The sequence below is a fragment of the Marinobacter sp. S6332 genome, from assembly GCF_023016045.1.
Lineage (GTDB): Bacteria > Pseudomonadota > Gammaproteobacteria > Pseudomonadales > Oleiphilaceae > Marinobacter.
Map to the genome: position 1 here is coordinate 75,979 of NZ_JALKAP010000002.1, position 26,895 is coordinate 102,873.

The following is a 26,895-nucleotide window of genomic DNA, read 5'->3' on the forward strand; positions in this document are numbered from 1 at the left end:
GAGTTTTTCTGGAAACCGGCATTTATGACATAATTATGGTTAAAACCGCCAATCTATAGGCCGACGCTGAGGTGCATTGCTGGTGCCACTGCTCAGGACTGTCGGCAGCATGGATGCTGCCGTCAAGCGTACAAGGATGTATTTACAGCGTGTCCTGAGCAGTGGCACCAGCATTGCACCGTTCTCGAACCGCGCCCCGGAGCCTCTATGCAAAAGGTCTTTATCATCGGATTTGACGGCGCTTTAGCCAGCGCCATAACCGGTGTGATCGATTTATTTCGTTTGGCCGGCGTCACCTGGGCACGAATTCACGGTGAGCACCCAGAGCCACGTTTCACTACCCGCCTGATAACTCGTAACGGAGATCCCTGCCGCTGCATCAATGGCATCACTTTGCTTTCAGGTGGAAGTTGGGAAGAGCTAGATACAGAGACAACGGAAAACGCTGATTTGGTGATCGTACCAACCATCGGGGCGCCAATTGATCAAGTACTGATGGCAAACCCGGATCTAATTCTCTGGCTGAGCCAGTTCAATGCCCCGAATAAAAAGAGCACCGGCCAAGTTCAACTGGCCAGCAACTGCACGGGAGCGTTTCTTCTAGCTGAAGCGGGACTGCTGAACAATAGAGAGGCCACCACGCACTGGGGTTTCAGCAACAGTTTTCGCCAGCGCTACCCACAAGTAAACCTGATTCCAGACAAACTGGTCACTGTAGATGGCCACATTGCATGTGCCGGTGGCGGCATGGCGTGGTGGGATTTGGGCGTGCACCTTATAGAACGCTATGCAGGTGCTCAGGTTGCCCGTGAGTTGGCCAAGGCGTTTGTTATCGATGCGGGGCGTAATAGTCAGGCACCCTACAGCGCACTTCAAACCAAACGGTACCACTCAGACCTAGTGATCCTAAAACTTCAGAACTGGCTGGATAGCCATTATGGAGAGGCCGTAAGCCTGCAATCACTTGCCGCTTTCAGCGGTTTGACAACGCGTTCACTGATACGTCGTTTCAAGCTTGCGACTGGTGAAACACCGACAGGCTATTTGCAATCCATACGCATCGAAGCCGCTCGGCGACATTTGGAAAACTCGCGCTTGCCCGTGGAAGAGGTTACCCGGCTGGTTGGCTATGAAGACGTCAGCTCTTTTAGCCGACTATTTCGCAAGCAAACCGGATTGGCTCCCGGGGCCTACCGATCGCGGTTTGGGCGCTAACTACAAGCTACAAGCCGAGCGTTTGGCCCGGGTTATGCATCGAATTACCCAAACGGCCGCTGGCCGGATGTTTCTGTAAATTATACTGACAGGTGCCATGTGGGAGAAATGAGCCATGAACGCACCCGTTCAACAAACACAGCTTGAAGTTCTGAGCAGGTTGTACACCATGAAGCTTGCACAGATTGAGCAGGCAACCCAACAAGGCAACAATCTGCGCAGCATGGTGCTGGAAGCAGAGGCCGAAGCAATTTTCAATGCGCTCAAATCCGCCAAGTAGCGCAAAGGTGACAAAACCAGACGACAAAAATGAGCCTCTCTATGCCCTTCCACGTCACTCTCAAATTCCCATTCTGCGCTTGATTGATCACAAGTTGACTTGACCTACGAGCCCGGGCACGTATCATCGGATATCAGGTTTTACTAACGGAGCAACCATGACCGCAAGGTCCTTCGGCTGCATGCAGATCAATCGCCCCCCTATTACCGCTGACATCGCGCGGCAACGCGGGCGTTTACCGTACTTTCCAGACCCACCGGCCTTTCGCTGATCAATCTCTTGTTGCCTAATCAAATCGTCTTGATGCGATTTATGCAGGGTGGGCAATGGGAGGCTAGACTCAGGCTCATAAGCCATCTCCATTCATAAGAAAAGAAAACCGCTAACGAGGTTGCGATGTCGCTACCGCTGGTTGTACTACTGCCATTTTTGGGTGCCATAGCCGCCCCTCTATTTGCTCAGGGTGGGCGAACCGCTATCGCAATAGCATCATCCGTTCCCGCTCTGATTGCGCTAGCCGCGCTGTTTCCGCATTGGTCGGTTCTTTCTGCTGGCGGCACGGTGCTTCACATATATGAGTGGCTGCCGGTTCTCGGGCTCTCCTTCAGTTTTCGCCTTGATGGCCTTGCGCTTCTCTTCGCACTGCTGATTCTCGTTATCGGCCTGTTGGTTATTATTTATTCTCACTACTACCTCAAAGCCAGTGAGAACGTGGCCAAGTTTTACTCCCTGCTTCTATGTTTCAAAGGCTCCATGCTGGGCATAGTGCTTTCTGGCAACCTGCTTTTGATGCTTATTTTCTGGGAGCTCACTAGCCTGACCTCCTTTCTGTTGATCAGCTTCTGGACACACAAACAGGACGCCCGGCGCGGCGCGCGGATGGCGTTGGCGATAACCGGCGGCGGCGGGCTTGCGCTACTAGGCGGTATTTTGCTCATCGGCAATATTGTGGGCAGCTTTGAGCTGGACGATGTGCTTGCCGCGGGCGACCAGATCAAAGCCCATGCTTTGTATCCCGTAGCGTTAACTCTCGTTTTGCTTGGCGCTTTTACCAAGTCAGCCCAGTTCCCGTTCCATTTCTGGCTGCCCCATGCCATGCAGGCGCCTACTCCGATCTCTGCTTACCTGCACTCCGCCACCATGGTTAAAGCGGGTATCTTCTTGATGGCACGCTTATATCCAGCTTTGGCGGGAACCGAGCAATGGTTCTACATGGTCAGTTTTACCGGCATGGCCACACTGCTTCTTGGCGCCTATATCGCCATGTTCAAACACGATTTGAAAGGGCTGCTCGCCTATTCAACCGTTAGCCATCTGGGTTTAATCACGTTGTTATTAGGCATGGGTACTCAACTGGCTGCTGTTGCGGCGATATTCCACGTAATCAACCATGCCACCTTCAAGGCTTCACTGTTCATGGCTGCCGGTATCATCGATCATGAAACAGGCACCCGCGACATGCGGAGAATCAACGGGCTTTGGCGCTACATGCCCCACACGGCAACTCTGGCCATGGTAGCAGCCTCATCCATGGCCGGTGTCCCACTGCTGAACGGCTTTCTCAGTAAAGAAATGTTCTTCGCCGAGTCGCTACAGCTCAATCTTCCTGGCCTCTGGGCGTGGGTACCGCCAATTGTTGCAACTCTGGCGGGCATTTTTGCGGTTGCCTACTCGGCCCGATTTGTTCACGACGTGTTTTTCAACGGCAAGCCGGTGGATCTACCCAAGTTCCCGCCCCATGAACCGCCCCGTTACATGAAGTTTCCCGTAGAGATTCTTGTATTCGCCTGCATCATGGTTGGCGTTTTCCCTACTGTCTCCGTTGGCCCCCTGTTGTATTCCGCGGCATCTGCGACCCTTGGCGGCGATGTGCCGGATTATCAGCTTGCGATTCTTCATGGCTTTAACCTGCCACTGCTGATGAGCTTCCTGGCCTTCTTTGGTGGCCTACTTATGTACACCCAGCGTCAGCGCTTTTTCGACTTCCACGCCCAGCTTAAGGAAGTGGACGGCAAAGCTGTATTCGAGTTTGTAGTTTCAAAAATTGAAGACATGGCTCGCAGCTTTACTGGATGGCTCGAAAACGGCTCCTTGCAGCGTTACGCGATGCTTCTGGTCGTTAGCGTTATTGCGGTAACCATAATGCCGCTTGCAGAGCATGGCTTCTTTATTGGCGAAAACGGATTAAGCCCTGTGGATTGGCCAACGGGTATCGCCGCCAGCGTGCTTATCATTGCAGCTCTAGCAACCGCACTCTGGCACCGAGAGCGCTTTTACGCGCTGGTACTTCTTAGCGTTGTTGGCCTTATCGTAGCCTTGGCGTTCGCCCGCTTCTCTGCGCCGGATCTCGCCATGACACAGCTTTCGGTTGAAGTTGTCACGATTGTGCTGCTCATGCTGGCGCTTTACTACATGCCATCTTGGACACCCATGGAAAGCTCTCGAAGCCGCCGCATACGCGACGTTTTGATTGCTCTGGCGGCCGGTGCTGGCATGACCCTGATAACGCTGGCTATGTTGACCCAGCCATTCAGCTCTATCTCCGAGTTCTTCCTAGAAAACAGTAAGCCGGGCGGCGGTGGAACCAATGTGGTGAACGTGATTCTGGTCGACTTCCGTGGCTTTGATACGCTCGGCGAGATAACGGTGCTGGCCATCGCGGCGCTTGGTATCTACGCCATGTTGAAAAACACTGCTCTGACTCCCCCGCCGGGAGATGGTCTAGGGCATGCCTGGACACGAGATCACTACCCTTTGATGCTACGACAGATTGCCCGGCCCATGCTGCCGTTAGCACTAATGGTGTCTGCCTATATCTTCTTGCGCGGGCACAACTTGCCCGGGGGCGGATTTATTGCAGGGTTGATTACCTCCGTAGCCCTGATTCTTCAGTATATCGCTAGTGGCATGGTGTGGACCGAGGATCGTATTCCGTTCCGGTACCACAACGTGATTGGTCTCGGTCTATTGTTTGCCACCATCGCGGGTGCTGGCAGCCTAGCCTTCGGATACCCCTTCCTGACAACCACATTCGGCTACATAACCTGGCCTGTGGTGGGCAAGTTCGAAGTGGCTTCGGCCTTGGTGTTTGATTTAGGCGTTTACCTTGCGGTGATTGGTGCAACCTTGTTGGCATTGGTCAGCATCGGCCGGCTGTCGCCTCATTCGGCCATCAAAAGCAAAATGGAGGGCGCGTAATGGAACTGTTATTTGCAATCGCTATCGGTGCCTTAACAACATCGGGGGTCTACTTGCTGCTGCGCGCTCGTACTTTCCCAGTGGTCATGGGGCTGACGCTGCTTTCCTATGGCGTGAACCTGTTCTTGTTCGCCTCTGGGCGCCTCGCCACAGGCCAACAACCCGTCATCGGAACTACGGCCAGCTATTCTGACCCTTTGCCTCAAGCTCTAGTGCTTACGGCCATCGTTATTGGTTTTGCCATGACTGCATTTTTGGTTGTGCTGTCGCTGCGCAATTTGGCAGACAACGAAAACGACCATGTGGACGGTCGGCGTGAGGCCACTACATCACCCTCCAAAATTGAGCAAGAGGTAAGCAGTAAATGACGCACTGGCTTATCGCTCCGATTCTGATTCCGCTGCTCGGCGGTATTCTGCAGGTGTTCATGGGGTATGCCCCTATCAGCCTGCGCCGAACTCTGGCAATTGCGACTACCGTGCTTATGCTGGTGTCTGCTGTTGTTTTGTTGGCACTTGCCAGCGATGGCAGCTACCGAGTTTATGCCTTCGGCAATTGGCAACCGCCGTTCGGCATTGTGCTGGTGCTCGACAGGCTGGCTGCTTTGATGCTGGTGTTAACAGCCGTGCTTGGCCTGTTCTGCCATATTTATGCGAGCGGCGGTGCGGATGAAGGAAACCGCCAGTTCCACGCATTGTTTCTGTTCCAACTGATGGGGCTGAACATTGCTTTTCTCACCGGCGACCTATTTAACCTTTTCGTTGCGTTTGAGGTTCTGCTTATTGCCTCTTACGGGCTGCTCATGCACGGCGGAGGCACATCTCGCACTGTACCTGGGCTTCATTATGTGGTTCTTAATCTGGCAGGGTCAGCCCTGTTCCTGATCAGCGTCGGCATGATTTACAGCGTAACTGGCACCCTGAACATGGCGGACCTAGCTGTAAAAATTCCACAAGTAACAGGCAGCAACCTAAACCTTGTTAAGGCTGGAGGCATGATGCTACTGGTTGTTTTCGGCCTGAAAGCAGCCATCCTGCCACTCTGTTTCTGGCTACCCAAAGCTTATGCCAGAGCAACCGCCCCTGTTGCAGCCCTGTTTGCGGTGATGACCAAGGTAGGCATCTACGCCATTGTGAGAATCTACCCTCTGATATTTGGGGACAATGCAGGCGAGCTCGCCAATTTGGGTATGGACTGGCTCTTCCCTCTGGCGTTGGTCACACTGAGCATGGGTGTCATTGGGGCTCTGGGCGCTGACAACCTCAAAACTCTAGTCGCCTGGCAGGTTATTATTTCCGTAGGAACACTGCTCGCTCCTATCTCACTTGGTTCCGAGGATGGCCTATCGGCAGCACTGTTCTATCTGGTGAGCACCACTTGGACCGTTGCAGCTCTGTTTTTAGTGGCCGAATTAGTGGCGAGCCAGAGAGGCACAGCGGCAGATAAAATCGTAACCGCACCCAAAATACCCCACAGAACCTTCCTAAGCGTATTGTTCCTGATAGGCGCAGTATCCGCTTCCGGGTTACCACCTCTGAGCGGATTTTTCGGTAAATTACTTATTCTTAAGTCCGTAGAGCCCGGTGTTGAAATGGCTTGGCTCTGGGGCGTTTTGCTGGTTGGCGGTTTTCTCACGCTTATCGCTTACAGCCGGGCTGGCAGTATCGTTTTCTGGTGGAACGTAGACGGCCATCTGGAAACCCCAGAACCCATGAACAACCGAGTGGCGGTTTCCACTGGAATATTAACGTGCCTCACCATGCTCATTGTTGTGCTGGCTGGGCCCTTGAGCGACTTCACCCGCGCAACAGCAGAGCAACTGCATGACAGTCAGGGTTATATCAATATTCTGAAAACACCCATGCACACTCCACAGAATCCGTTGGTCGAGGAGATAAACTGATGTTTGATCGCCTGAGTTTTCCTCAACCCTGGCTGAGCCTCATTCTGTTTCTTATTTGGCAAATACTCAGCGATGGTGTGTCCGGAGGCAGCGTTGCTCTCGGCCTTATTCTGGCCTGGCTGATTCCTCAGATAACCCACGGCTTTTGGCCGGAGCGCCCAGCGTTTGTGAAGGTTTGGCGTATGCCTGCGTATATTCTTCGGGTGTTAAAGGACATTGTGATCGCCAGTTTTTCAGTAGCCTGGTTGATTCTGAGCCCCCGAAACCCACGGCCAGCATTTATCAGCTACCCGCTGCAGCTTGATCATCCGTTGGCGATCTCCATTCTCGCCAGCACCATCTCGCTCACCCCCGGCACCGTCAGTGCGGACGTAAGCGATGACAACAAAACCCTACTGATCCACGCGCTAGACGCAACCAGCGATCAGGAAGTTATTGACACCATTTACAACAGCTACGAAAAGCCGCTGATGGAGATGTTCCAATGATCGCCATTGCCCTGTATTCAACCATCGCCATGGTAACTCTGGCCGCCCTATTAAACGTATACCGCTTGATAAAGGGGCCAGATGAGCCTGATCGGGTTTTGGCCATTGATACGCTGTATATCAACGCCATTGCCTTGATTATCCTATTGGGCATTACGCTGGGAACGCGCATGTATCTGGAGTCTGCCTTGCTGATTGCGGTTATGGGCTTTGTCAGCACGGTGGCTATGGCCAAATACCTGAAACGCGGCAGCGTCATTGAGTAAAACGGGAGATAAATCATGAGCCCATTGGCAGAATACGCTATATCGGCCCTACTGGTGTTCGGTGGTGCTTTTACCCTGATCGGTGCAATCGGCTTGGCCCGGCTGCCAGATTTTTATACCCGACTGCATGGCCCAACTAAGGCTACCACCGTTGGCGTGGGAGCTATCATGCTCAGTTCAGTTATCTATTTCAGCGCCATTGGCGAGGGCGTAGGCATCTCAGAAGTTCTGATCACCGTATTTTTGCTAATGACGGCACCCGTGAGTGCCAACATGCTGGCCAAAGCGGCCATGCACATAGGCGTAAAAACAGTGGAAGACACCGAAGGCAAACCGTGGGAGCAGTAGCTCCAGTCTAAGCTCTGGCCTCCAACGCCTGTAGAAACCAGAGCTTAGCAAGCTTCCGGTTTTACTCAATTTATGTCAGATTAAACCAACTTCTCAGACAAGACTAACAAACGGGAAAGAGGATTCCAGATATGGCACAAACGCGTATTTTACCTGCCGCAAAAAATGCCCACCAGTACCAACTTCTGATCAAACAACTGTTGCTCTCCGGGCCAAGATATTCGCCAGATCAGGAAATTGTGTACGCCAACAAAAGCAAGTACACCTATACAGATCTGGTCGAGCGCATTCATCGCCTCGCTAACGCTCTCACCGATGCGGGCGTTAAGCCAGGCGACACCGTAGCCGTTATGGACTGGGATACGCCGCGCTATCTGGAGTGCTTTTTTGCCATCCCCATGATCGGTGCCGTTTTGCACACCATTAACGTGCGCTTATCACCCGATCAAATTGTTTACACCATGAATCACGCAGAAGACGATGTGGTGTTGGTACACGATGATTTCCTGCCGATTCTGGAAGGCCTGCAGAGCGAAATCACAACGGTTAAAACCTACATCCAACTCAGCGATGAAAAAACTGCGAAAGAGACAAAACTCGATACCGCTGGCGAATACGAGGCTCTGCTAGCCTCTGCTGGCACAGAGTTCGACTTCCCCGACTTTGATGAGAACAGCCTCGCAACCACCTTTTACACCACGGGCACCACAGGAAACCCCAAAGGCGTTTTCTTCAGCCACCGCCAGCTAGTTCTCCATACACTGGCCATGACAGGGTCGCTTTCTTCCTATGACGAAATGCCGCTACTGCGCTCATCGTCTGTATATATGCCGGTAACTCCCATGTTCCACGTGCATGCTTGGGGTGTTCCTTATGCCGCAACCATGATGGGCATAAAACAGGTTTATCCGGGCCGCTATGAGCCGGAATTGCTGGTTGATCTGATTAAAGAGCACAAAGTATCTTTCTCGCACTGTGTACCAACCGTCATGCAAATGATGATGGGTACTGAGTCCATCAAAACAGCAGATCTAAGCAATTGGCAGGTATTGATTGGCGGTAGTGCTTTGACCAAAGGCCTTTGTGATGCAGGCGCGAAGCTCGGCATTCGCATGTATACCGGCTACGGCATGTCTGAAACCTGCCCCTTGCTCAGCACCACCTTCCTCAAGCCGGAAGACCTTGAACTACCCTTGGAACAGCAAACACCGAAACGCATCAAGACGGGCATTGCGGTGCCTATGGTAGAGCTGGAGATTGTTGATACGGATGGCAACCCTGTACCCCACGATGGCGAGGCCAAGGGCGAAGTTGTTGCACGTGCACCCTGGCTCACCCAAAGCTATATCAAAGAGCCCGCCAAAGGTGAGGAGCTCTGGGAAGGTGGCTGGCTGCACACCGGGGATGTTGCCTCTATGGAGCCGAACAACACGCTGACCATTAAAGATCGCATCAAGGATGTCATCAAAACCGGCGGCGAGTGGCTATCATCCCTCGATCTGGAAAACCTAATCAGTCAGCACTCTGCCGTCTCCGGTGCTGCGGTGGTGGGTATTCCTGATGAAAAATGGGGTGAGCGGCCTTATGCTCTGGTTACCCTGAAGCCAGGCGAGCAAGCAACGGCAGAAGATATACAAAGCCACCTGCAACAACATGTTGATAGCGGTGAGATCAACAAGTGGGCGATACCTTCCAAGATCGACTTTGTTGACGACATTCCGAAAACAAGTGTTGGAAAGATCAACAAAAAAGTGATTCGAGACCAACTGCAATAAGCCACTTTGCTCCTGACCGCTCTCATGCGGTCAAGAGCAACACCAACATTGTTCACCTTGGGTAAGCTGCCCGGCGTTATTCAGGCTTGACCCGTTTGAACCCGCCATTGCGCGGCGTAAGCTCCGCCCTGTTCCAGTAGCTCTTTGTGTGAGCCCACCTCAACCACCTTTCCCTTGGCTATAACAGCAATTGAATCTGCATCAACAATGGTAGATAGCCGATGGGCGATCATAATAACCGTACGGTTGTGCCCAATTCGCCGTAGCGAGCGCTGAATAGCAGCTTCTGTTTCGTTATCCACCGCACTGGTGGCCTCATCAAGCACCAGAATAGGCGAGTCTTTCAGAAGTGCGCGAGCTAGAGATAGCCGCTGTCTTTGTCCGCCTGAGAGTCGCACACCCCGCTCACCCACGGGAGTGTTCAACCCCTCCGGTAACGCCTCGATAAACGCCCAAGCTTCTGCTGTGCGCGCAGCTTCTATAATTTCGGCGTCCGTCGCATCAGGGCGCCCGTAGACCAAATTCTCGCGGATACTGCCTTCAAATAGGTAGACATCTTGGCTAACCAGACCAATGGACTCGCGAAGAGACTGCAAGCTTACCGCCCGGGTAGACTGGCCATCAATGCGGATGTCGCCGCTCTCAATCTCGTAAAACCGCAACAGCAGCTTAATTAAAGTGGATTTTCCCGAACCGGTAGCGCCAACCAGCGCTAGCGTATTACCGGCCGGGACGGTTAGTGAAATCTGATCTATCCCGGCGTTACTGGAGGGATAGTGAAAGCTGACATCACTAAATGTCACTGCTCCACTCACTGGCTGCTGGAGGGCTTTGGTGCTTTGGTCTTTGATGTGAAGTGGCTCAGAAAGCAAATCTAGAATGCGTCGAGTGCTCGCCATGGCGCGCTCAAACAGGTTGATCACCTCAGCCATACCAGTCAACGGCCATAGCAATCGCTGAGTCAAAAACACCAACACGCCATAAGCACCCACATTCAGATCGCCTTTCAGCGCCATCATGCCGCCGACCGTAAACGTCGCCAAAAAACCAGACAAAATCGCCATGCGAATAATGGGGATAAATGCCGAGCTGATGCGGATGGCCCGGCGATTGGCATCCACATAGGCACTGCTGCTGGCCTTGAGGCGTTCCGCTTCGCGCTGTTCTGCTGTGAAGCTCTTGATGGTGGCGATTCCGCCGAGGTTATTGGACAGGCGACTGGACAGATCGCCAACCTTCTCTCGCACATCGGCATAAAGCGGCCCAGCTTTGCGCTGAAAATAGAAAGCTCCCCAGATAATTAGCGGGATCGGCATAAACGCCAGCACAGCGATGAGGGGCGATAGCACAAAGAATACCGCCCCGACAGCGACCACCGTCACCAGCACCTGAATCATGGCATTGGCACCACCGTCCAAGAAACGCTCAAGCTGGTTAACATCATCATTCATCGTGGCCACCAATTGGCCGGAACTACGAGACTCGAAAAAGCCCATGTCCAATTTTTGAACATGCTCATAGGCATCTTGGCGCAGGTCGGATTGCAGCCGCTGGGCCAGGTTACGCCAGAGAATCTGATACAAATATTCAAACAGAGATTCACCTGCCCAAATGAAAAATGTTAGCACCCCCAACACCAGAATCTGATTCAGCGACTCCGTAATCCCCAGTGAAGCTACGAAGCTGTCTTCCTGATTAACCACAACATCTAACGCAATACCAATCAGTATTTCCGGTGCGATATCAAACAATTTGTTAACAATAGAACAGGTAGTAGCCGCGATAATCTGACGACGGTAGCCGCGCGCATAACGCAACAATCGAGCGAATGCTGCGAAGCTACTTGCAGCATTGATTTCTTCGGACATGGGTTTTCCTTAGAAGGCCTTAATGCAGATAGCAGAACTGAACGCTGAGCTGCGAGGTGCTAATTGAGGGCTAAAGGTGCGTTTACGCCAAGCCAAAAACAATGATGCGAATTATAATTATTTAGAGTTCATCAATCCAGTTTACTTACCACCCCAAGCGGACCATTTTTATTTTTCATCGTATACTCCCCCGCTTTAAATCTTTCTCAATTTAATGCTGCAAAAGAGTCCAACCATAATGATGTCCAAACTCCGCAACTGGATTTCCAGCCCGAATGGCATACGCAAAATAATGAATGTGTACGGCCCCTATGCAGGCGCCGGGGTTAAAGTGACTCACATTGCAGACGACTATCGCACAGCTTCGGTAGAGATGAACTTGCACTGGTACAACACCAACTACGTGGGCACGCACTTTGGCGGTTCGCTCTACAGTATGGTTGACCCTATGTACATGCTGTTGCTGATGAACAATCTGGGGAACGACTACATAGTGTGGGACAAATCAGCCTGCATCGACTTTATCCGGCCCGGTAAAGGCCGCGTAACGGCACACTTTGAGCTAACACAAGAGCGGCTGGATGAGATTCGCAAAGCCACCGCAAACGGCGATAAAACGTTGCCTGAGTGGGATGTGGATATTGTCGATGAAAAGGGCGAACTGGTCGCCCGGGTTAACAAGGTTCTATACGTTCGGAAAAAACGTTAAAGCCCAGAGAAGGTAAAATCCACCTCGGGCTTTCGGCCGCCAACGATATCTGCCAATGCGGCGGCAGAACCACAAGAGTGGGTCCATCCCAAAGTGCCGTGCCCGGTATTCAAATACAGGTTGGCAAAGTGGCTTTTGCCCACGTAGGGAACATTAGAAGGTGTGGCCGGGCGCAACCCCGTCCAGAACTCGGCCTGATCCCAATAACCGGCATCCGGCATTATGTCTGCGGTTCTGCGCACAATGGCTTGGCAGCGGGTGTAGTTAAGCGTGCGAGTGTAGCCGTTAAGTTCAGCGGTTCCCGCCACTCTAATGCGGTTACCCAGCCGGGAGTACACCAGTTTATATTCGTCATCCGTGAGGCTCACACTAAACGCCGCATCTTCATTTTTTACCGGAACCGTAATGGAATAACCTTTAGCGGGGTAAATATTCAAAAATAGCCCAAGTTTTCGGGCGAGCACAGCACTAAAGCTACCAAGGCTGAGCACATAGGCGTCGGCCCTTAAAGTTTGGTGTTGCCCGTCTTTCAATAACTGCACACCAAGAATACGCTCACCAGAGTGCTCGAATCCAAGAATGTCCGTGCGGAAGCGAAACTCCACGCCAGCCTTTTGGCAGAGTTCGGCCAATGCTTGAGTGAACTTGCGGGCGTCGCCGGATTCATCTTCAGAGGTGTAAGTTGCGCCTGCTATTTTGTGCTGGATAGGTTTGAGGCCAGGCTCAATCTCTACAGCTTTGTTTGCATCGATGACCTGACGGTCGCACCCGAGATCACACATGATGCGGGTGGGCTCAAGCGCTGCGTTAAACTCGTCGGGATTGGTATAAAAGTGCAGGATGCCCTTGGTAACCTGATCGTACTCAAGTCCGGTTTCCTGACGCAAACCCTGCAACTGGCTACGGCTGTACATGCCAAGGTTGACCATCTGGCGGATATTATAGGCGGCTTTTGCTGACGTGCACTGGGTTAGAAAAGATAGGGCCCAGCGCCATTGTGCAGGATCCATTTTCGGACGAAACAGTAAAGGTGCATCCGCTCGAAATAGCCATTTCAGAATTTTTAGTGGCGCGTATGGGTTGGCCCAGGGTTCGGCATGGGAAACAGAAATCTGGCCTCCATTTGCATAGCTGGTCTCCAGGCCTGACTTGCTCTGCCGGTCTACTACCGTTACCTGATGCCCCTGCTTCTGCAAAAACCAGGCGGTAGTTACACCAACAACTCCCGCGCCCAAAACCACTATGTGCATGCCCGCCTCCGTTCAAAGAGCGCCTACCCAACTGACAATAAGTCAGGCTTACGGCAGGGCTCTGGCCAGTGCTTAGTAAAAGAGATGCTTATTCACTTACCACGATTGTAACGTGGGAAAGGCCAACTTGTGACTTATACCATCAGCCACCGGCGCGCTTCACAACCCAGCCATTCTGCTCCAGAAGCAGCACGAGTAGGTCTCGCTGATCCCCCTGAATTTCCACCACGCCATCTTTCACCGTGCCGCCAGTGCCGCACTTGGCTTTTAGAACCTTAGCGTAGGCTTTAAGCTCTTTTTCATCCATGGGAATACCAGTAACCAGAGTAACGCCCTTACCTTTGCGCCCCTTGGTTTCACGGCTCACCCGCACTATGCCATCACCCTCCGGGCGCTGCGCTTGACGGCAGGTACAGTCTGAAACAGGGTGACGACATTCCGGGCACATACGCCCTTGTTCGGTTGAAAACACCAACCCACCTGTAGATCGTTTTGCCATGTATCCTCCGAATATTGAACAGCTTACAAGAGCTCATTGCTTTTTTTAGAGCTAGCCTCAACGAAGTGGAACGAAAGCTCACTCGCTGTGGCTTTGATCACGGTCAAAGCTGTAATTCAGCTTATGAGAGTCACAAAAAGCCGTGAAGGTTTGCATCTGATCCTCGGGAACGAGAACCCGTGCCGTTACCGAACTGCCATAGCTGATGGATTCGAGCTCGGCCGCGTTCACATCGCACCAATGCCGCAGGGGCTGCTCATCTGCAAACCCCATGGTTATATTTGCTGCCTTCACCGGTTTATGAACAATCCTCCCCACCTCTGACAGCACACTCTCAGCTGCACCAGCATAGGCTCGAACAAGACCTCCAGCGCCGAGTTTAATACCACCGAAGTAGCGGATTACCATCACCAGAACATCACCCATATCTTTGTGCTGAATGACATTCAGAATCGGCTTGCCTGCAGTGCCGGAAGGCTCGCCGTCGTCATTCATGCCCGCCTCGTCTGCCGAGCCGGGGCGCCCGATTTGGTATGCCCAGCATATATGGCGGGCGTCGGGGTGGTCCTGATGCGCCTTCTCCAACCAGCCTTTCACCTCATCCCGGGAGCCCACAGGTGCAATCCGGGCAATAAATCGGCTTTTTTTCACCTCAGTTTCCCGTTCAAGGTAGCTGGCAGGAACTGGATAATCTTTTTTCATAAGGTCGCCCGTGCTTGCATTAGTTGGCGGCGAATATCGGCAACCGGGCCACAATCTGCAAACCGCCACGCTCGCTGTTGTGGGCAGCAATCTCACCGTCATGGGCCAGAATAATATCTTTGGCAATTGCCAATCCCAAACCCCAACCTTGGCCACCCCGGGATTTGTCGGCCCGGAAGAAAGGCTCAAAAAGGTGTTCAAGAATGTCATCCGCAACACCCGGCCCTTCATCCTCAATCGTAAGGCTTACCCAGCCCGCTGAAAGCGCCAAGGAAACATGAACCACTTTGCCCGGCGGAGTGTAATCAAGGGCGTTCTGGAGAATATTATCGAATGCCCGCTGAAGCAGGCCCGCATCGCCCAGAACCGAAACACCGGTGCTTTCAGGCATTGAGTCAAGCTTACAATCCACCCTCTGGTGTTCGGCGTAGTCTGCAGCGTCTTGCAAAACCTGATTCAACAGATCCACCGGCCGCAATGGTTCACGGGCAATATCACTGCCCTGCTCAGTCACCCGGTATAGGGTCAGTATCTGACCGGTCATGGTGTCGAGACGCTCATTCTGGCGCAGAATACTGGCCATCAGGTCTTCTTCTATGCCGCCTTCGCTGGCAAGTTCGATAGCAACTCGCTGGCGCGCCAAGGGGGTTCGTAAATCGTGGGATATATCCCGCAGCAGGTGTTTCTGGCGATCCAGCAGGATACAAAGCTGTTCTGTCATCGCATTGAATGCGGTGGCTAACTGTCCCACCTCATCCCGGCGGCTGGCTATGCGCTCACTAACTCGCAGCTCGGTTTTACCTCCAGCGATAGCCTGCGCCGTACTCTCCATATGCCTCATAGGTCGCGAGACAAAGCGAGCAATCAGCCAGCAAGCCAAAGTAATTAAAACAAACGCCAATCCCATTTCTATAAACCGAAAAACTCTCGGTTCTAGCCAACCCTCACCGTGCATTTTCGGCCAGGCAACCAAGCGGTAACCATCGCCCACATCCACAATGGCCGGCTTTTGCCGGTACCAACCAGATTTTATGCGCGAACGGATTGCCGAGGGTAGGCGGTTGTCATCATCTGCGCTGATCATCATCAGATGTAGACCCAGCTCATCTCCCTGCGCGTTGAGAAATCTGTAAGCATCTCTACGTCCACGGCTTTCGCGGATAGCGGACACTTCAAACCCAAGATCCCTCAGCTCAAGCTGACGCTCGATTGCTGCGCGCTCCCGGTCGAGCATGACACCTGATGCAAGATTGCTGACAACCACAGTTACCACCATGGCCAGCCAGATGAGCAGGAAAATTCGCCAGAACAGGGGAATGATCAACCGACGTTTCATGTTGGCACCCGGTAGCTGTAACCAAGGCCTCGTACCGTCTCAATTCTGGGTGGGTCATCTGTACCCAATTTCTTACGTAGGTTGCTGATGTGCATATCCAACGTACGGTCGAATGCCTCTAGTCGCCGCCCCAATGCCCATTGCATTAAGTCTGTTTTGCGTACCACGCTGCCGGCGTGAGCCAGCAATACTTGCAGAATTTCGTACTCAGTAGCGGTCAGATCCAATGGCTCATCGTTCTGATAGATGCGTCGATGGTCCGGCTCAACGCGCAGATCTCCGTGGTGCCGGGCTGCTTTTGTCTCGCTCTTCTGGTCCCAAGCAACCCGGCGCAGAATGGCCTGAAGCCTAGCCACCAGTTCACGAGGGTTACATGGCTTGGGGATGTAATCATCCGCACCCACTTCAAATCCCACAATGCGGTCGGTTTCATCACCACGGGCAGTCAGCAATACAACCGGCAAATGGGTTTCAGTACGTAATTCGCGCAGCACTTCAAGGCCGCTAATGTCCGGCAGCATAATATCCAGAACAACAATATCGCAGTTCTGCCCTAGTGCCAGCGCTAACCCATCCCTGCCGCTGGCAGCCTCACGCACGGTAAAACCTTGGCCCGTTAAATAGCGCACGAGCAACTCCCGGAGTTCGTCGTCATCTTCTACCAGCAGGACCCTGTTCTGCATCTCTCGTTTCTACTCACGTTAATTTTCGATGTGTGCTTACTGTATTGCTCAAAGTCTAACACGGCCCCAAAGACCCGCATCCGCAGGCTCCGGTTCCTTTGCAGAACCTTTACATTGCATTGACGCTCGTTGACCAAGCACGCAGTACTATAGGGGTGAATCATGCTTCTGGCGAAACCGCCAAGCAGTTACATAACGGCGAGAGGAATTATCATGAGCAAACGTAAAACATCCATTATTACCGCAAGCCTTCTGGCTACCGCCTTGTTTGCAGCCAGCCCGGCTTTGATGGCCGGCAACTCGTATGGCTCATCGTCAAAGCACCATGACGGCCAGCGCAACATGTCAGAAATGTGCGACAACATGCGTGAAGGTAAAGGCAAATTTAATATGGAAGAGCGCCGAGCGGAAATGGCTAAACGCCACGAAGCTATGGCCGAGCGCCTGAAACTAAACGACGAGCAGCGCGGAACCTGGAATGAAATTCATGAGGAACGACGCCAGCAGCATGAGAAGCGCATGAGTGGCTGGGAGAAAAAGATGAAAAAGCGCTGCGCACAGCCACAAGAGTGATCACAATGCGGGTTTTGACGTAAGGTATCGGGAGCGATCAAGGAGCGCACCCCGAACATGTCAGAATCCGCAGTCAGAAACATAACACTTGAGGCCTGCCACTCTCTTTCCACTATTCCCCGAAAGGTTTGGGAGCGGTTGGCGGGCACCGATAACCCCTTTCTACGATACGATTTTTTCGAAGCGCTGGAAACAACCCGCTGCACCAGCGAGGAAACCGGCTGGAAGCCCTGCCACCTGTTATTCCGCTTGGACGGTGAGATTGCCGGGATCGCGCCTGCGTATCTCAAATCCCATTCTATGGGCGAGTATGTGTTTGACTGGGCATGGGCTGACGCCTATCGACGCTATGGCATGGACTATTACCCAAAGCTCCTGATAGCAGTGCCTTTTACGCCCTCGCAGGGGCCAAGATTGCTACTCGACCCAACACTACGAGATACACTCGACTCCCAAGCCGTCCATGACCTTCTAAACACACATATCACTCACATCGGCGCTCACTCCTGGCACCTTTTGTTCCCCAACGCAGACGACCAAAAATTACTTCAACAGGAGGGGCAACTGCACCGAATCGGCTGCCAGTTCCACTGGCACAATCGCAGCTACGATCACTTCGATGACTTTCTGGGTGAGCTCACCTCCCGCAAGCGCAAGTCCATACGAAAAGAGCGCCGTCAGGTAGCTGAGCAAGGCATTACCTTCGCCCGGTTCGATGGCGCCGGTATTCCCGATCACGTTCTTGCGGCTTTTTATGTGTTCTACCAAGCTACTTATCTCAAGCGTGGGCAACGGCCTTACCTAAGCCAATCATTCTTTGAAAAGATACGAGAAACAATGCCTGAGCACCTGCACATAATCATGGCTGTAAAAAACGGCGAAATGATTGCAGGGGCCCTATTCCTGAGTGGAGGGAACACCCTCTATGGCCGCTATTGGGGCTGCCTTGAGGAATATAACCATCTGCACTTCGAAACCTGCTATTACCAAGGCATTGAACTGGCCATCAAACGGGGACTTCAAACCTTCGACGCAGGCGCGCAAGGAGAGCACAAATTGGTCCGCGGCTTCGAACCCTTGATTACGCATTCATGGCACGGCATTGCCCATCCGGGGTTTCACGATGCGATTGAAGCGTTCACGCACGAGGAGGCGGAGCAAGTTATGGGGTATTACGAGGATGCGAAAACGGTGCTTCCGTTTCGGCAGGCAACGGGAGTTGAAGGAAATAACTAAAACTATTCTATACTGTTACTTCTAAGCCCAAAACAGGCGGGACTATGCTATTTCACTACAAAAAGACCCAAACCCGGCAAGCCGTGACTGTAGCTCTCAACATATTGGCCATCCCCGTTATTCTCTATCTTTTTCAAAGCTTGTCTAAAGACCAACCTGACTTCCAACAGATTTATGGCGTGGTTGAAAAAGGGGCAATTGCTGTTGCGTTAGTCTTAGCCATAATTCTAGTGTGGCTACTGAAAAGAAAGGACAAGTTCGAAATTTATGTGACCGAAATCGAGTTCTATAGCCACCATCCTTTCTCTGAGGAGTGGTGCTTCAGCGTCAACCCTCAAGATATTCAAGCCATCGAGCACAAATTGAACATTGGCTCCGGCTACATGACCAACATAAACGTGCACCTAAAAAGTGGGGAAAGGCTACAGATATGCCAGAACTACCCTTTTTCTCGTAAAGCTCTATACGCCGCATTGAAGAAGGTAAACCCAGCTATAACCTTTCCGAGCAACGCCAACACATTTAATCACAAGCGAAAAAAGTAATGGGGGCTATCAAGGCTTAGCAATCTCTTGATACCGATTAGCCGCCTGCGCCTTCTCACTCTGGCGGCTCAACAGTTCCAACCGCAGCCGGTCTATGATGCTCATATATTCATCCAGAGGTGATTCCGACTTTCCAAGATCCTTGGTTTCTTCAATAAACGCCTTTTGTTTTTCCCGGAGTTCATTGAGCTTTTCGAGCGCGCCACGAATGGCCTCGATGCGAGCACCCTCGAAGCCTCCCACTTCTTGAGTTCCTTCCGGGCCATTGCCTCTAATCACCTGTGTCGTCGCAGGAGCTTGTTCCTTACTTTGCTCCGACAAATTGATTTCTTCGAGAGTGCGAACTTCACCGTCTGTTGTCAGATAAATACCGGAAGCCTTGATCTCTCCCAGAGGAATGCCTTGGCTGTTGGTAAGCATAAAGTTGTCTTCAGCACTGCCCACGTATAGGGCCTGCACTCCAACCTCTCCCAGAGTCTTCAACGCTTGTGAGCCATCAGCAGTCTGGACCCATACCGAAAGGGATGAAAACACTTCATCGTTGGCATCAATCCATTGGTTGCTATCGTCATCAAATTTGGCCAACTCACCAAAGCCGGAACCACTCTGAGGGCCAAACAACTCGGTGCCATCATCCACCCTACCGTTGTTGTTACGATCAAAAACCAGATACCCACTACCGCTGCCTAGAGTGGCGAACTGCCCGGTTTCTCCATTCCCATCCAGATCAAACTCAAACAGGGCGTCGGTAAGCTGCGCAGTAGCACTACCAAAATTGATAACCAGAGGATCGGTCATTGGGCGCTCTTCAATGCGTAAGCTTTCGGAGTATTCATAGTTTCTGGATTGTGATTGGCGCAGAGACAGAGTGAAATCGACCGTCTCACCGTTCTCCAGCGAAATACTGCCGGTAGCTGCAAACGACCGAGTTTCACTTTCCGAGTAGAACATGTAACGGTTTGCCTCAACCGACATACTGCCTTTTGCCTGAGTGCCGGATTCTCCACCCAGAGCTGCCCGGCCTACGCTGATAGCCTGCTGCCCTCGAAAAAACAGCTCTGTGGTTTTCTCTGCCAGCTCCGCGCTTGTAAACACTGCGTTACGATCAGCACCGCTAACGGTGCTGGAACTGGTATATCCCATTCGCTCTTGGCTGCTGTAGCGGTAGGTCGCATCGCGGGATATATTTAGTTGGTTACCTGCAGCCGGCCCTTCCGAGCGATCGCCAGATAGCGGTTGCTGATTAATCCGAAGCTGGCTTTGATTGAAGGCCGTTTCCTGACGGGAGCTTCCCTGTAGAAAAGAGATCTGACTGGATACAATCATGGCGTGGGTTTACCTCAAAGTTCCGCGTTTACCTATCCGTCTATCGGCTGAGGCAAAGTGAACTTGAGCACTTTCTATGCAAGCTATCGCTTCGCAAACTACCTTTCAGTCACCTAAAACATATACCGAACAAGAGCAGCCGCAAGAATACCCGCAGCAATCGCTGGCAGCGGCTTTTTGAGCGCAAGCATAACAACTGCAGTAACCAAAAGAGCCGCAAGTGCGCCCGCATCACCTCCAAAAGCCATGGGCACAATGATGGCGATCAGTACGGAGCTGGCCATGGTGTTGATGAAGCTCTCAATACGAGGGCTTATGCGCACGAAAGACATGATAAACACGCCGCCGAACCGAGTTACCAAGGTTACCAGCGTCATGATCAGTATCAGCAACAAAATGCCCGTTGATGTGGTTTCGATGGTCATGCTGACTCCTCCCCAGCAGGTTCATCATCCGGTTTATTCTCAAGCCAGAAAAAACCAACCACACCCCCAGCAAGGGCTCCGGCAACCACATGGGTATTTGCTGGCAGCCACTTCCAAGCTGCCAAAGAAGCCAGTGCAGCAAGTACCCAAGCAACCAATACACGAGGGTTTTTCTTACCGCCTAGCGCCATCGCCAACAAAAAGCAGCCTAGTACCATGTCCATCCCGAGGCTTTTGGGGTTCTGTAACAAGCCACCGAAATACACCCCGAGCCAAGTACCCACAATCCATGCCAGCCACAGCACAAGACCCCCACCAAGAATCACTTCAAGGTTACGCCTACCGCTTTGGTATTCCTGAGCAGACACCGCCCAATTGGCATCAGTGAGAAGTAACAGCACGCCATACCGTTTTGCAGGGGAAACGTCCTTTAGCATGGGGTACAAAGAGGCGCCCATCAGAAGGTGGCGGGAGTTGATAGCAAACACTACAACCATTAAGGGGATAACAGACACTTCAGCTCCCCACATATCAATTGCAGCAAACTGCGACGCACCTGCAAATACTAGAGTGCTCATCAACAACGATTCGAGAGGCCCCAGCCCCTGCTGCACAGCCGCAAGACCGAAGGCAGCGCCGAATGCGACCACGAACAGGGATATAGGGAACATCCGAATAAGTTCGTAACGAACCTTTTCGGGCTGGAACTGATAGGAATATGACGCATTTTTCATCTACGCAAGCTAAGGAAATTTTACCGGCACGCGTATCAGTAGTTTCCACATGCGTGAGTTATTGATCTATCAACAAGTTTTGCAAATGCAACTAATATTCAAACAGCGATAACAGTGGAGCGGGCAGGTTTTACAATTGACCTCTACGGTTACAGCGATTAATTTACGTCTAGCTCGGCCCCGTTAGGGCTACCCCCTTCGGAAAACCCGAGCACCTGAAATCAAAACGCTGGCCAAAAGCCGGACGACAAAAACAACATTGCCAGTGACGCCGAGATCCGGCCAACTGGAGAGGATTTCAAAATGCCTATAGCAGCTCACCTTCAGGGCGTCTTGTGCCGTGCACAATTGTTCCCGTCTGTTAAGATAAACACCTTTGATTTCCGTAGGATAACGCCCACATGGGCCAAGGAAGCGAGGTGATCCCCATGTCTGTATTCAGCCATCCCGAGTTTGATAACCACGAACACCTGTCGTTTTTCTGCGACCCTGAAACCGGGCTTAGAGCCATTGTTGCCATACACAACACCTCTCGCGGGCCAGCCCTTGGCGGTTGCAGGATGTTTCCGTATGCCAGCGATGAAGAAGCCCTGCGCGATGTGCTTCGCCTATCGCGGGGTATGACTTATAAATCGGCACTGGCCAACCTTGATCTTGGCGGGGGCAAATCGGTCATCATTGGCGACCCGCGCAAGCAAAAAAGCGAGGCTTTGCTGGAAGCGATGGGGAAACATCTGGAAGGACTCGGAGGACAGTACATTGCCGCCGAAGATTCCGGTACCAGCGTGCCAGACCTAAAAGTGATGGGGCGCCATACCAAACACGTTGCGGGAATTGTTGAACACACAGGTTTTGATGGCCGCCCGAGCAATGGCGACCCCTCCCCGACAACCGCTTATGGCACGTTTGTTGGCCTCAAAGCGGCGGTTAAGCACAAGCTAGGCCGCGAGAACCTCACCGGTTTGAAAGTTGCCATTCAAGGCGTAGGCAACGTGGGCTACCGTTTGGCTCAGCACCTGAGCGAAGCTGGCGCAGAACTTTGGGTGTACGACATCCATCAGGAGAACATGCAGCGGGCGGTAGATGAGCTGGGCGCTCATGCGGCTTCGGGCGAGGACATTCTGTTCCTACCGGTAGACGTAGTCGCACCTTGCGCTATGGGTGCTGTGCTGAACGACGAAAGTATTCCCCGCCTGAAAGCGACAGTGATTGCAGGTGCGGCAAATAACCTCCTACAGCGCCCGGATCACGATCAGGCACTCAAAGACCGGGACATACTCTATGCACCGGATTTCGTGATCAACGCCGGTGGCATCATCGATGTGTTCTACGAGCGTACAGGGGGCTCTCCTGAAGAAGTGCGCGCTCACGTCGAGGGCATTGGTCAGACTCTTGCGGAGATCTTTACCCGCTCAGATAGCAGCGGTATCCCAACCGGTGCAGTTGCCAATACGCTCGCTGAAGAACGCTTTCGTAAACGCACAGGCGTAGCTCAGGCTGCACGCGAACAGCTTGCCAGCGCGGAGTAATTAAAGACATTTGCTTTGCGGGGCCTCGAGTAACTCAGGACCCCGCGCTTCCAAACAAAAACAAGTATCTAGCAGGAGACAATCATGTCGGAATCAAATGCGCCTATCACAGGGGCAATGGAAGGTTCTAACGCAAACAGAGGACTTTGGTCTTCACGTTTTGCTTTTATTCTTGCCGCCACAGGCTCTGCCGTTGGCTTGGGTAACATCTGGAAATTCCCCTACGTCACCGGCGAAAATGGCGGCGGCGCTTTTGTGTTGGTTTATCTTCTTTGCATCGCCGCCATTGGTTTGCCCATCATGATGGCTGAAGTGCTGATTGGTCGCCGCGGCGGGAGAAGTCCGGTTAATAGTCTTAGGCAGATTACCAAGCATCAGAATCTCAACCCGTCCTGGCGATTGGTCGGCGCAATCGGTGTGATCGCTGGCTTCTTGATTCTGTCGTTTTACTCGGTCATTGGTGGCTGGGCAGTTTCTTACGTAGGTACCGCGGCCACTGGGCAATTCACCGGCCAGTCTGCTGATGCCATTGGAGCAATTTTCTCTGACCTGCTCGCAGACCCAGCCACCTTGTTGATGTGGCACACCCTGTTTATGGCGCTGGTCATGCTTGTGGTGGCAAAGGGTGTTCGTGCCGGGCTTGAACGTGCTGTGAGTATACTAATGCCAGCCCTATTTCTTTTGCTGCTCGCGGTTGTGGGCTATGCCATGACTACCGGTGAGTTCGGGCGGGCTGTATCTTTCCTGTTTCAACCGGACTTCTCCAAACTCACTACCGCTGGCGTTCTGGTAGCTCTTGGCCATGCATTCTTCACCCTTAGCCTCGGCATGGCAGTAATGATGGCCTACGGCTCTTACCTGCCAAAGAACATTTCCATCGCCAAAACATCTATTGCTGTGTGCGTTATCGACACGGGCGTGGCGCTGCTGGCTGGTTTAGCTATTTTCCCGATTGTCTTCGCTAACGGTCTTGAGCCGGGTGCAGGTCCGGGCCTAATCTTCCAGACCCTACCTTTGGCGTTTGGTCAAATGCCAATGGGCAGCCTGTTCGGGACCTTGTTTTTCATACTGTTGATCTTTGCAGCTTGGACCTCCGGCATTTCCCTACTGGAGCCCATTGTTGAGTGGCTGGAAGAACAAAAAGGTATGACCCGCATCACCAGCACCTTGGGTGCTGGCTTTGTATGCTGGGCTCTGGGTATTGCATCGATTCTTTCCCTGAACCTGTGGTCAGGCTTTGCACCACTGGGATGGATAGGCATGCTTGAAGGTAAAACCATCTTTGACCTGCTGGACTTCTTTACCGCCAACATCATGTTGCCTTTGGGCGGCTTGCTGGTTGCGATATTTGCTGGCTGGATTATGTCTCGCAAAGCCATGGAGGAAGAACTGGCACTTTCGAAGCCCATGTTCAATCTGTGGTTTGTCACCGTGCGTTTCATTACGCCGGTGGCTGTGGGAACTGTGTTTGTTTACAACCTTGTGGGGGCGTAAGCAAGCCTATAGCTGATCGAGGGAGGCCTTTAGGGTCTCCCCGATTCTTGCATTCAGCTTCAAATCCGCTAAATCTTCCGCACGCGTTCTACCCAAATTAAGCGTCGCAATCGGCTTACCGAATTCTCTGGCGTACCGGCAAAAGCGAAAACCCGAGAAAACCATTAGTGACGAACCAATTACCAGCAAGCCATCACTCGCCTTGAGCGCATCCAGCGCTAAATCTACTCTTTGCTTGGGTACATAGTCCCCGAAAAACACGACGTCCGGCTTCAGTATTCCTGAGCATTGGGGGCAGTCTGCAAGCTTGAACCCTGAGAAATCCACGTTCAAATCCGCGTCCCCATCCGGAGCCGTCTCCGCTTTGTATTTCTGAAAAGCCGGATTAAGATCCGCGCAACGCTCGTGAACCTCGTCCCGGCGGCACCTGTAACCACAACTCATGCACAACACTTCATCCGCACGGCCATGCAGATCACTTACACCTTGTGTGCCGGCTTTTTGATGCAAGCGATCCACATTCTGGGTGACCACCAGGCTGGAGTGTTTGCGCAATTCCAATTCAGCGATATGAAAGTGGGAGGGGTTGGGCTTTGCATTGCGGATCACAGGCCAGCCGATCAAACTACGGCCCCAGTAACGCTGACGGGTTTCATAATTGTCCATGAACTCGCGGTGTTGAACCGGTTGCTTGCGCTTCCAGGCGCCTTCGCCATCACGGTAGTCGGGAATGCCAGAGTCTGTACTTACACCCGCACCGGTTAGGATCATCAGTTTTGGATAGCGGTGAATAAAGTCCGCCAAAAGTTCACCCGCCTGTTCCGGTGCATGCAAAACCGGCGGCTTGTCCAGCTCCGGCAGGCGCTGGTTTGAGCTGAAGGGGCGAGTTCGGTGGGTTGTCACTGGCATACCGCTCTCCTTTACATTCGCCGGCTGATTCAGCCCGGCTTGCGGGCCACGTATACGGTGTTGAAAGACTCTTTGTTCTGGAACGGGTTGTAGAAGCTAACCACGTGGCAAGCCACTTCGGTGAATACTTCTCGCAACACTTCCATGAATACGGAATCTTCGGCTTCATTGGACCACATGGCGAAGATACCACGAGGTTTGAGTTGCCGGGCCATGCGGCTAATGTTCTCGGTGGTGTAGAAGCTGGCGTTGGAGTCGTGCAGTAGAGCGCGGGGCGAGTGATCTATATCAAGCAAAATGGCATCAAATTCTTTGCCGGGTGTTTGGGGGTCGAAACCTCCCGTTTCGGGTTCGGCTATGGCAAGATCGAAGAAGCTGCCGTGAATGTAGCGGCTGCGGGCATCGGCGTTGATGTCTGTACCGAGGGGAACATATTCTTGCTGGTGCCAGCGGATCACAGGTTCGAGGTATTCAACGATCAGTAGCTCTTCTACCCGTTGATGTTTGAGTGCGGCAACGGCTGTGTAGCCTAGCCCTAAACCACCAACAACTACGCTGAGGTTGTCGCCTTCGGTTTGGTTCAGCCCGAGGTCTGAGAGCGCGACTTCGGCGTCTACGAACATGCTGGACATGAGAAATTCTTCGCCGAGTTTTACTTCGTAGATGTCTCGGTCACCCAATGCTGGGATACGCCGGCGCCGCAGTGTGATTTCGCCAATTTCGGAGGGTTGGCTATCAATTTGCTCGAACAGTCTTGCCACTGTGTTGCCTCTTTTTATCGTGACTGGGTGCTTGGCCTATTTAAGTCAACTTTGTGCTATCGCCGGTGGGTTGCCCCTCCCAAAAACCGCTGTAAATACATCCTTGTACGCTTGGCTCCGCCATCCATGGCTCCGCACATTTTTGGGAGGGGCAACCCACCGGCTCTTTGATCCACTCCCCTGTATTCTTGATCCGACATATAGTGCGAGGGGCGGGCCTCTCACCAGCTCTACCTTTTACTTCCCTGCATTCTCCGCCACATTAATGCAACCAGTTAAAATCGTCCGCATTTTCTCTGCACCAAGCTTATTCATCAGCTCAATGTTTCGCGGTGGTATTCCATCCACATCTGGGTGGTTGTCGATCGCTGATTCCAAACTCGCTTCCCGCAACAGGTGGAGCATCGGGAACGGGGAACGGTTGGTGTAGTTCTCAGCAGCATCCGGTGCCGTGTCGGCAAACTGGTAGTCCGGGTGGAAGCTGGCGATCTGGTAGATGCCTTCCATATCCAGATAGGTCAACAACCCGTCCGCAGCGCCTAGAAACTCGTTGTAATCCGGAAAGTCCTGCAATACCTGAGGGTGAATCAGGAGGGTCGTTTCGATTTCCGGTTCATCGTCCAAGCGCAGTAGTTCGATTTGCAAGGACTGGAAAAGTGATTCTTCGTTGTCAGCGTCGGATACCACAAACCGAACCCGGTCCCGGACCAATTCTCGTTTGGCGAATGGGCATAAGTTATAACCTACAACAACGTCTTCGACCCATTTCCGGGTTGCCTGTATAACGGTACCTTCGTTCACCTCAAGTTCCTCTTTTGGTTGATCCAAACTGCGAAGCTCAGG

The 26,895-nt window shown here is 52.6% G+C and carries 27 protein-coding genes; 15 read left to right on the plus strand and 12 right to left on the minus strand.

What is annotated here, in order from left to right; genetic code table 11:
• Positions 1–207 precede the first annotated feature (207 nt).
• The 9 genes from MWU62_RS02955 (at position 208) to MWU62_RS02995 (ending at position 9,473) form a co-directional block, all read left to right on the plus strand.
• Complete coding sequence (locus MWU62_RS02955; RefSeq protein ID WP_247113393.1) at positions 208–1,215, plus strand: helix-turn-helix domain-containing protein; 1,008 nt, start codon at positions 208–210, stop codon at positions 1,213–1,215.
• A 115-nt stretch (positions 1,216–1,330) separates the two neighbouring features.
• On the plus strand, positions 1,331–1,495 hold the full coding sequence (locus MWU62_RS02960; protein WP_200365299.1) for a hypothetical protein: 165 nt from the start codon (positions 1,331–1,333) through the stop codon (positions 1,493–1,495).
• Positions 1,496–1,891: 396 nt separating this feature from the next.
• Positions 1,892–4,693 (plus strand): monovalent cation/H+ antiporter subunit A, encoded by a 2,802-nt coding sequence (locus MWU62_RS02965; RefSeq protein ID WP_247113395.1) that lies wholly within the window; start codon positions 1,892–1,894, stop codon positions 4,691–4,693.
• The gene (locus MWU62_RS02970) at positions 4,693–5,061 is read left to right on the plus strand and encodes a Na+/H+ antiporter subunit C (RefSeq protein ID WP_247113396.1); all 369 of its coding nucleotides are present in this window, start codon (positions 4,693–4,695) and stop codon (positions 5,059–5,061) included. The genes MWU62_RS02965 and MWU62_RS02970 overlap by 1 nt, the downstream gene beginning before the upstream one ends.
• Positions 5,058–6,596 (plus strand): monovalent cation/H+ antiporter subunit D, encoded by a 1,539-nt coding sequence (locus MWU62_RS02975; RefSeq protein ID WP_247113398.1) that lies wholly within the window; start codon positions 5,058–5,060, stop codon positions 6,594–6,596. The genes MWU62_RS02970 and MWU62_RS02975 overlap by 4 nt, the downstream gene beginning before the upstream one ends.
• Positions 6,596–7,084 (plus strand): Na+/H+ antiporter subunit E, encoded by a 489-nt coding sequence (locus MWU62_RS02980; RefSeq protein WP_247113400.1) that lies wholly within the window; start codon positions 6,596–6,598, stop codon positions 7,082–7,084. Before MWU62_RS02975 ends, MWU62_RS02980 begins: the two co-directional genes overlap by 1 nt.
• The gene (locus MWU62_RS02985; protein ID WP_200365310.1) at positions 7,081–7,350 is read left to right on the plus strand and encodes a K+/H+ antiporter subunit F; all 270 of its coding nucleotides are present in this window, start codon (positions 7,081–7,083) and stop codon (positions 7,348–7,350) included. The genes MWU62_RS02980 and MWU62_RS02985 overlap by 4 nt, the downstream gene beginning before the upstream one ends.
• A 15-nt stretch (positions 7,351–7,365) precedes the next feature.
• Positions 7,366–7,698 (plus strand): Na+/H+ antiporter subunit G, encoded by a 333-nt coding sequence (locus MWU62_RS02990; protein ID WP_247113401.1) that lies wholly within the window; start codon positions 7,366–7,368, stop codon positions 7,696–7,698.
• Between the two features lie 131 nt (positions 7,699–7,829).
• Positions 7,830–9,473: a fatty acid--CoA ligase gene (locus tag MWU62_RS02995; RefSeq protein WP_247113403.1), complete on the plus strand. Its 1,644-nt coding sequence runs from the start codon at positions 7,830–7,832 to the stop codon at positions 9,471–9,473.
• A gap of 80 nt (positions 9,474–9,553) precedes the next feature.
• Here MWU62_RS02995 and MWU62_RS03000 read toward each other — a convergent pair whose 3' ends face one another.
• Positions 9,554–11,341, minus strand: a complete 1,788-nt coding sequence (locus MWU62_RS03000; protein ID WP_247113405.1) for an ABC transporter ATP-binding protein — start codon at positions 11,339–11,341, stop codon at positions 9,554–9,556.
• A 238-nt stretch (positions 11,342–11,579) separates the two neighbouring features.
• Between MWU62_RS03000 and MWU62_RS03005 the strand changes: the two genes are divergently transcribed.
• Positions 11,580–12,050, plus strand: coding sequence for a DUF4442 domain-containing protein (locus tag MWU62_RS03005; protein ID WP_247113406.1), 471 nt, complete (start codon positions 11,580–11,582; stop codon positions 12,048–12,050).
• Here MWU62_RS03005 and MWU62_RS03010 read toward each other — a convergent pair.
• The 5 genes from MWU62_RS03010 to MWU62_RS03030 form a co-directional block, all read right to left on the minus strand.
• Positions 12,047–13,300 carry a D-amino acid dehydrogenase gene (locus MWU62_RS03010; protein WP_247113408.1) on the minus strand — a complete coding sequence of 418 codons (1,254 nt, stop codon included), beginning with the start codon at positions 13,298–13,300 and terminating at the stop codon, positions 12,047–12,049. The genes MWU62_RS03005 and MWU62_RS03010 overlap by 4 nt on opposite strands.
• 142 nt (positions 13,301–13,442) lie before the next feature.
• On the minus strand, positions 13,443–13,799 hold the full coding sequence (locus tag MWU62_RS03015) for a translation initiation factor Sui1 (RefSeq protein WP_247113409.1): 357 nt from the start codon (positions 13,797–13,799) through the stop codon (positions 13,443–13,445).
• A gap of 78 nt (positions 13,800–13,877) precedes the next feature.
• Positions 13,878–14,501, minus strand: a complete 624-nt coding sequence (locus MWU62_RS03020) for a YigZ family protein (protein ID WP_247113410.1) — start codon at positions 14,499–14,501, stop codon at positions 13,878–13,880.
• Between the two features lie 19 nt (positions 14,502–14,520).
• Positions 14,521–15,837 (minus strand): HAMP domain-containing sensor histidine kinase, encoded by a 1,317-nt coding sequence (locus MWU62_RS03025; RefSeq protein WP_247113412.1) that lies wholly within the window; start codon positions 15,835–15,837, stop codon positions 14,521–14,523.
• Positions 15,834–16,520 (minus strand): response regulator transcription factor, encoded by a 687-nt coding sequence (locus MWU62_RS03030; RefSeq protein ID WP_247113414.1) that lies wholly within the window; start codon positions 16,518–16,520, stop codon positions 15,834–15,836. Before MWU62_RS03030 ends, MWU62_RS03025 begins: the two co-directional genes overlap by 4 nt.
• A 213-nt stretch (positions 16,521–16,733) precedes the next feature.
• Here MWU62_RS03030 and MWU62_RS03035 point away from each other — a divergent pair, with 213 nt between their 5' ends.
• Genes MWU62_RS03035 through MWU62_RS03045 form a run of 3 tightly spaced genes read left to right on the plus strand, consistent with a single transcriptional unit; the run spans position 16,734 to position 18,874 of the window.
• Positions 16,734–17,093, plus strand: coding sequence for a Spy/CpxP family protein refolding chaperone (locus MWU62_RS03035; protein WP_247113415.1), 360 nt, complete (start codon positions 16,734–16,736; stop codon positions 17,091–17,093).
• 57 nt (positions 17,094–17,150) lie between these two features.
• Positions 17,151–18,329, plus strand: a complete 1,179-nt coding sequence (locus MWU62_RS03040; RefSeq protein ID WP_247113417.1) for a GNAT family N-acetyltransferase — start codon at positions 17,151–17,153, stop codon at positions 18,327–18,329.
• 44 nt (positions 18,330–18,373) lie between these two features.
• A complete protein-coding gene (locus MWU62_RS03045) occupies positions 18,374–18,874 on the plus strand; it encodes a hypothetical protein (protein WP_247113418.1) in 501 nt (166 codons plus the stop codon).
• 9 nt (positions 18,875–18,883) lie between these two features.
• Here MWU62_RS03045 and MWU62_RS03050 read toward each other — a convergent pair whose 3' ends face one another.
• The 3 genes from MWU62_RS03050 to MWU62_RS03060 form a co-directional block, all read right to left on the minus strand.
• Positions 18,884–20,200: a hypothetical protein gene (locus tag MWU62_RS03050; protein ID WP_247113420.1), complete on the minus strand. Its 1,317-nt coding sequence runs from the start codon at positions 20,198–20,200 to the stop codon at positions 18,884–18,886.
• Positions 20,201–20,313: 113 nt separating this feature from the next.
• On the minus strand, positions 20,314–20,625 hold the full coding sequence (locus tag MWU62_RS03055) for an AzlD domain-containing protein (protein ID WP_200365342.1): 312 nt from the start codon (positions 20,623–20,625) through the stop codon (positions 20,314–20,316).
• Positions 20,622–21,359 (minus strand): AzlC family ABC transporter permease, encoded by a 738-nt coding sequence (locus tag MWU62_RS03060; RefSeq protein WP_247113421.1) that lies wholly within the window; start codon positions 21,357–21,359, stop codon positions 20,622–20,624. Before MWU62_RS03060 ends, MWU62_RS03055 begins: the two co-directional genes overlap by 4 nt.
• A gap of 428 nt (positions 21,360–21,787) precedes the next feature.
• Between MWU62_RS03060 and MWU62_RS03065 the strand changes: the two genes are divergently transcribed.
• Positions 21,788–22,888: a Glu/Leu/Phe/Val dehydrogenase gene (locus tag MWU62_RS03065; protein WP_247113768.1), complete on the plus strand. Its 1,101-nt coding sequence runs from the start codon at positions 21,788–21,790 to the stop codon at positions 22,886–22,888.
• Between the two features lie 84 nt (positions 22,889–22,972).
• The gene (locus MWU62_RS03070) at positions 22,973–24,382 is read left to right on the plus strand and encodes a sodium-dependent transporter (protein ID WP_247113423.1); all 1,410 of its coding nucleotides are present in this window, start codon (positions 22,973–22,975) and stop codon (positions 24,380–24,382) included.
• Between the two features lie 6 nt (positions 24,383–24,388).
• Here MWU62_RS03070 and MWU62_RS03075 read toward each other — a convergent pair whose 3' ends face one another.
• The 3 genes from MWU62_RS03075 to MWU62_RS03085 form a co-directional block, all read right to left on the minus strand.
• Entirely contained in the window at positions 24,389–25,291 is a 903-nt protein-coding gene (locus MWU62_RS03075) for an NAD-dependent protein deacetylase (protein WP_247113425.1), read from the minus strand.
• A 29-nt stretch (positions 25,292–25,320) separates the two neighbouring features.
• Positions 25,321–26,052 (minus strand): spermidine synthase, encoded by a 732-nt coding sequence (locus tag MWU62_RS03080; RefSeq protein WP_247113426.1) that lies wholly within the window; start codon positions 26,050–26,052, stop codon positions 25,321–25,323.
• Between the two features lie 237 nt (positions 26,053–26,289).
• Positions 26,290–26,853, minus strand: coding sequence for a DUF1415 domain-containing protein (locus tag MWU62_RS03085; RefSeq protein WP_247113769.1), 564 nt, complete (start codon positions 26,851–26,853; stop codon positions 26,290–26,292).
• Between the last annotated feature and the right edge of the window lie 42 nt (positions 26,854–26,895).

Excerpts from the sequence above, each read along its gene's own strand:
- MWU62_RS02955 (WP_247113393.1), top strand. The coding sequence starts at position 208 with ATGCAAAAGGTCTTTATCATCGGATTTGACGGCGCTTTAGCCAGCGCC.
- MWU62_RS02960 (WP_200365299.1), top strand. The coding sequence starts at position 1,331 with ATGAACGCACCCGTTCAACAAACACAGCTTGAAGTTCTGAGCAGGTTG.
- MWU62_RS02965 (WP_247113395.1), top strand. The coding sequence starts at position 1,892 with ATGTCGCTACCGCTGGTTGTACTACTGCCATTTTTGGGTGCCATAGCC.
- MWU62_RS02970 (WP_247113396.1), top strand. The coding sequence starts at position 4,693 with ATGGAACTGTTATTTGCAATCGCTATCGGTGCCTTAACAACATCGGGG.
- MWU62_RS02975 (WP_247113398.1), top strand. The coding sequence starts at position 5,058 with ATGACGCACTGGCTTATCGCTCCGATTCTGATTCCGCTGCTCGGCGGT.
- MWU62_RS02980 (WP_247113400.1), top strand. The coding sequence starts at position 6,596 with ATGTTTGATCGCCTGAGTTTTCCTCAACCCTGGCTGAGCCTCATTCTG.
- MWU62_RS02985 (WP_200365310.1), top strand. The coding sequence starts at position 7,081 with ATGATCGCCATTGCCCTGTATTCAACCATCGCCATGGTAACTCTGGCC.
- MWU62_RS02990 (WP_247113401.1), top strand. The coding sequence starts at position 7,366 with ATGAGCCCATTGGCAGAATACGCTATATCGGCCCTACTGGTGTTCGGT.
- MWU62_RS02995 (WP_247113403.1), top strand. The coding sequence starts at position 7,830 with ATGGCACAAACGCGTATTTTACCTGCCGCAAAAAATGCCCACCAGTAC.
- MWU62_RS03000 (WP_247113405.1), bottom strand. The coding sequence starts at position 11,341 with ATGTCCGAAGAAATCAATGCTGCAAGTAGCTTCGCAGCATTCGCTCGA.
- MWU62_RS03005 (WP_247113406.1), top strand. The coding sequence starts at position 11,580 with ATGATGTCCAAACTCCGCAACTGGATTTCCAGCCCGAATGGCATACGC.
- MWU62_RS03010 (WP_247113408.1), bottom strand. The coding sequence starts at position 13,300 with ATGCACATAGTGGTTTTGGGCGCGGGAGTTGTTGGTGTAACTACCGCC.
- MWU62_RS03015 (WP_247113409.1), bottom strand. The coding sequence starts at position 13,799 with ATGGCAAAACGATCTACAGGTGGGTTGGTGTTTTCAACCGAACAAGGG.
- MWU62_RS03020 (WP_247113410.1), bottom strand. The coding sequence starts at position 14,501 with ATGAAAAAAGATTATCCAGTTCCTGCCAGCTACCTTGAACGGGAAACT.
- MWU62_RS03025 (WP_247113412.1), bottom strand. The coding sequence starts at position 15,837 with ATGAAACGTCGGTTGATCATTCCCCTGTTCTGGCGAATTTTCCTGCTC.
- MWU62_RS03030 (WP_247113414.1), bottom strand. The coding sequence starts at position 16,520 with ATGCAGAACAGGGTCCTGCTGGTAGAAGATGACGACGAACTCCGGGAG.
- MWU62_RS03035 (WP_247113415.1), top strand. The coding sequence starts at position 16,734 with ATGAGCAAACGTAAAACATCCATTATTACCGCAAGCCTTCTGGCTACC.
- MWU62_RS03040 (WP_247113417.1), top strand. The coding sequence starts at position 17,151 with ATGTCAGAATCCGCAGTCAGAAACATAACACTTGAGGCCTGCCACTCT.
- MWU62_RS03045 (WP_247113418.1), top strand. The coding sequence starts at position 18,374 with ATGCTATTTCACTACAAAAAGACCCAAACCCGGCAAGCCGTGACTGTA.
- MWU62_RS03050 (WP_247113420.1), bottom strand. The coding sequence starts at position 20,200 with ATGATTGTATCCAGTCAGATCTCTTTTCTACAGGGAAGCTCCCGTCAG.
- MWU62_RS03055 (WP_200365342.1), bottom strand. The coding sequence starts at position 20,625 with ATGACCATCGAAACCACATCAACGGGCATTTTGTTGCTGATACTGATC.
- MWU62_RS03060 (WP_247113421.1), bottom strand. The coding sequence starts at position 21,359 with ATGAAAAATGCGTCATATTCCTATCAGTTCCAGCCCGAAAAGGTTCGT.
- MWU62_RS03065 (WP_247113768.1), top strand. The coding sequence starts at position 21,788 with ATGTCTGTATTCAGCCATCCCGAGTTTGATAACCACGAACACCTGTCG.
- MWU62_RS03070 (WP_247113423.1), top strand. The coding sequence starts at position 22,973 with ATGTCGGAATCAAATGCGCCTATCACAGGGGCAATGGAAGGTTCTAAC.
- MWU62_RS03075 (WP_247113425.1), bottom strand. The coding sequence starts at position 25,291 with ATGCCAGTGACAACCCACCGAACTCGCCCCTTCAGCTCAAACCAGCGC.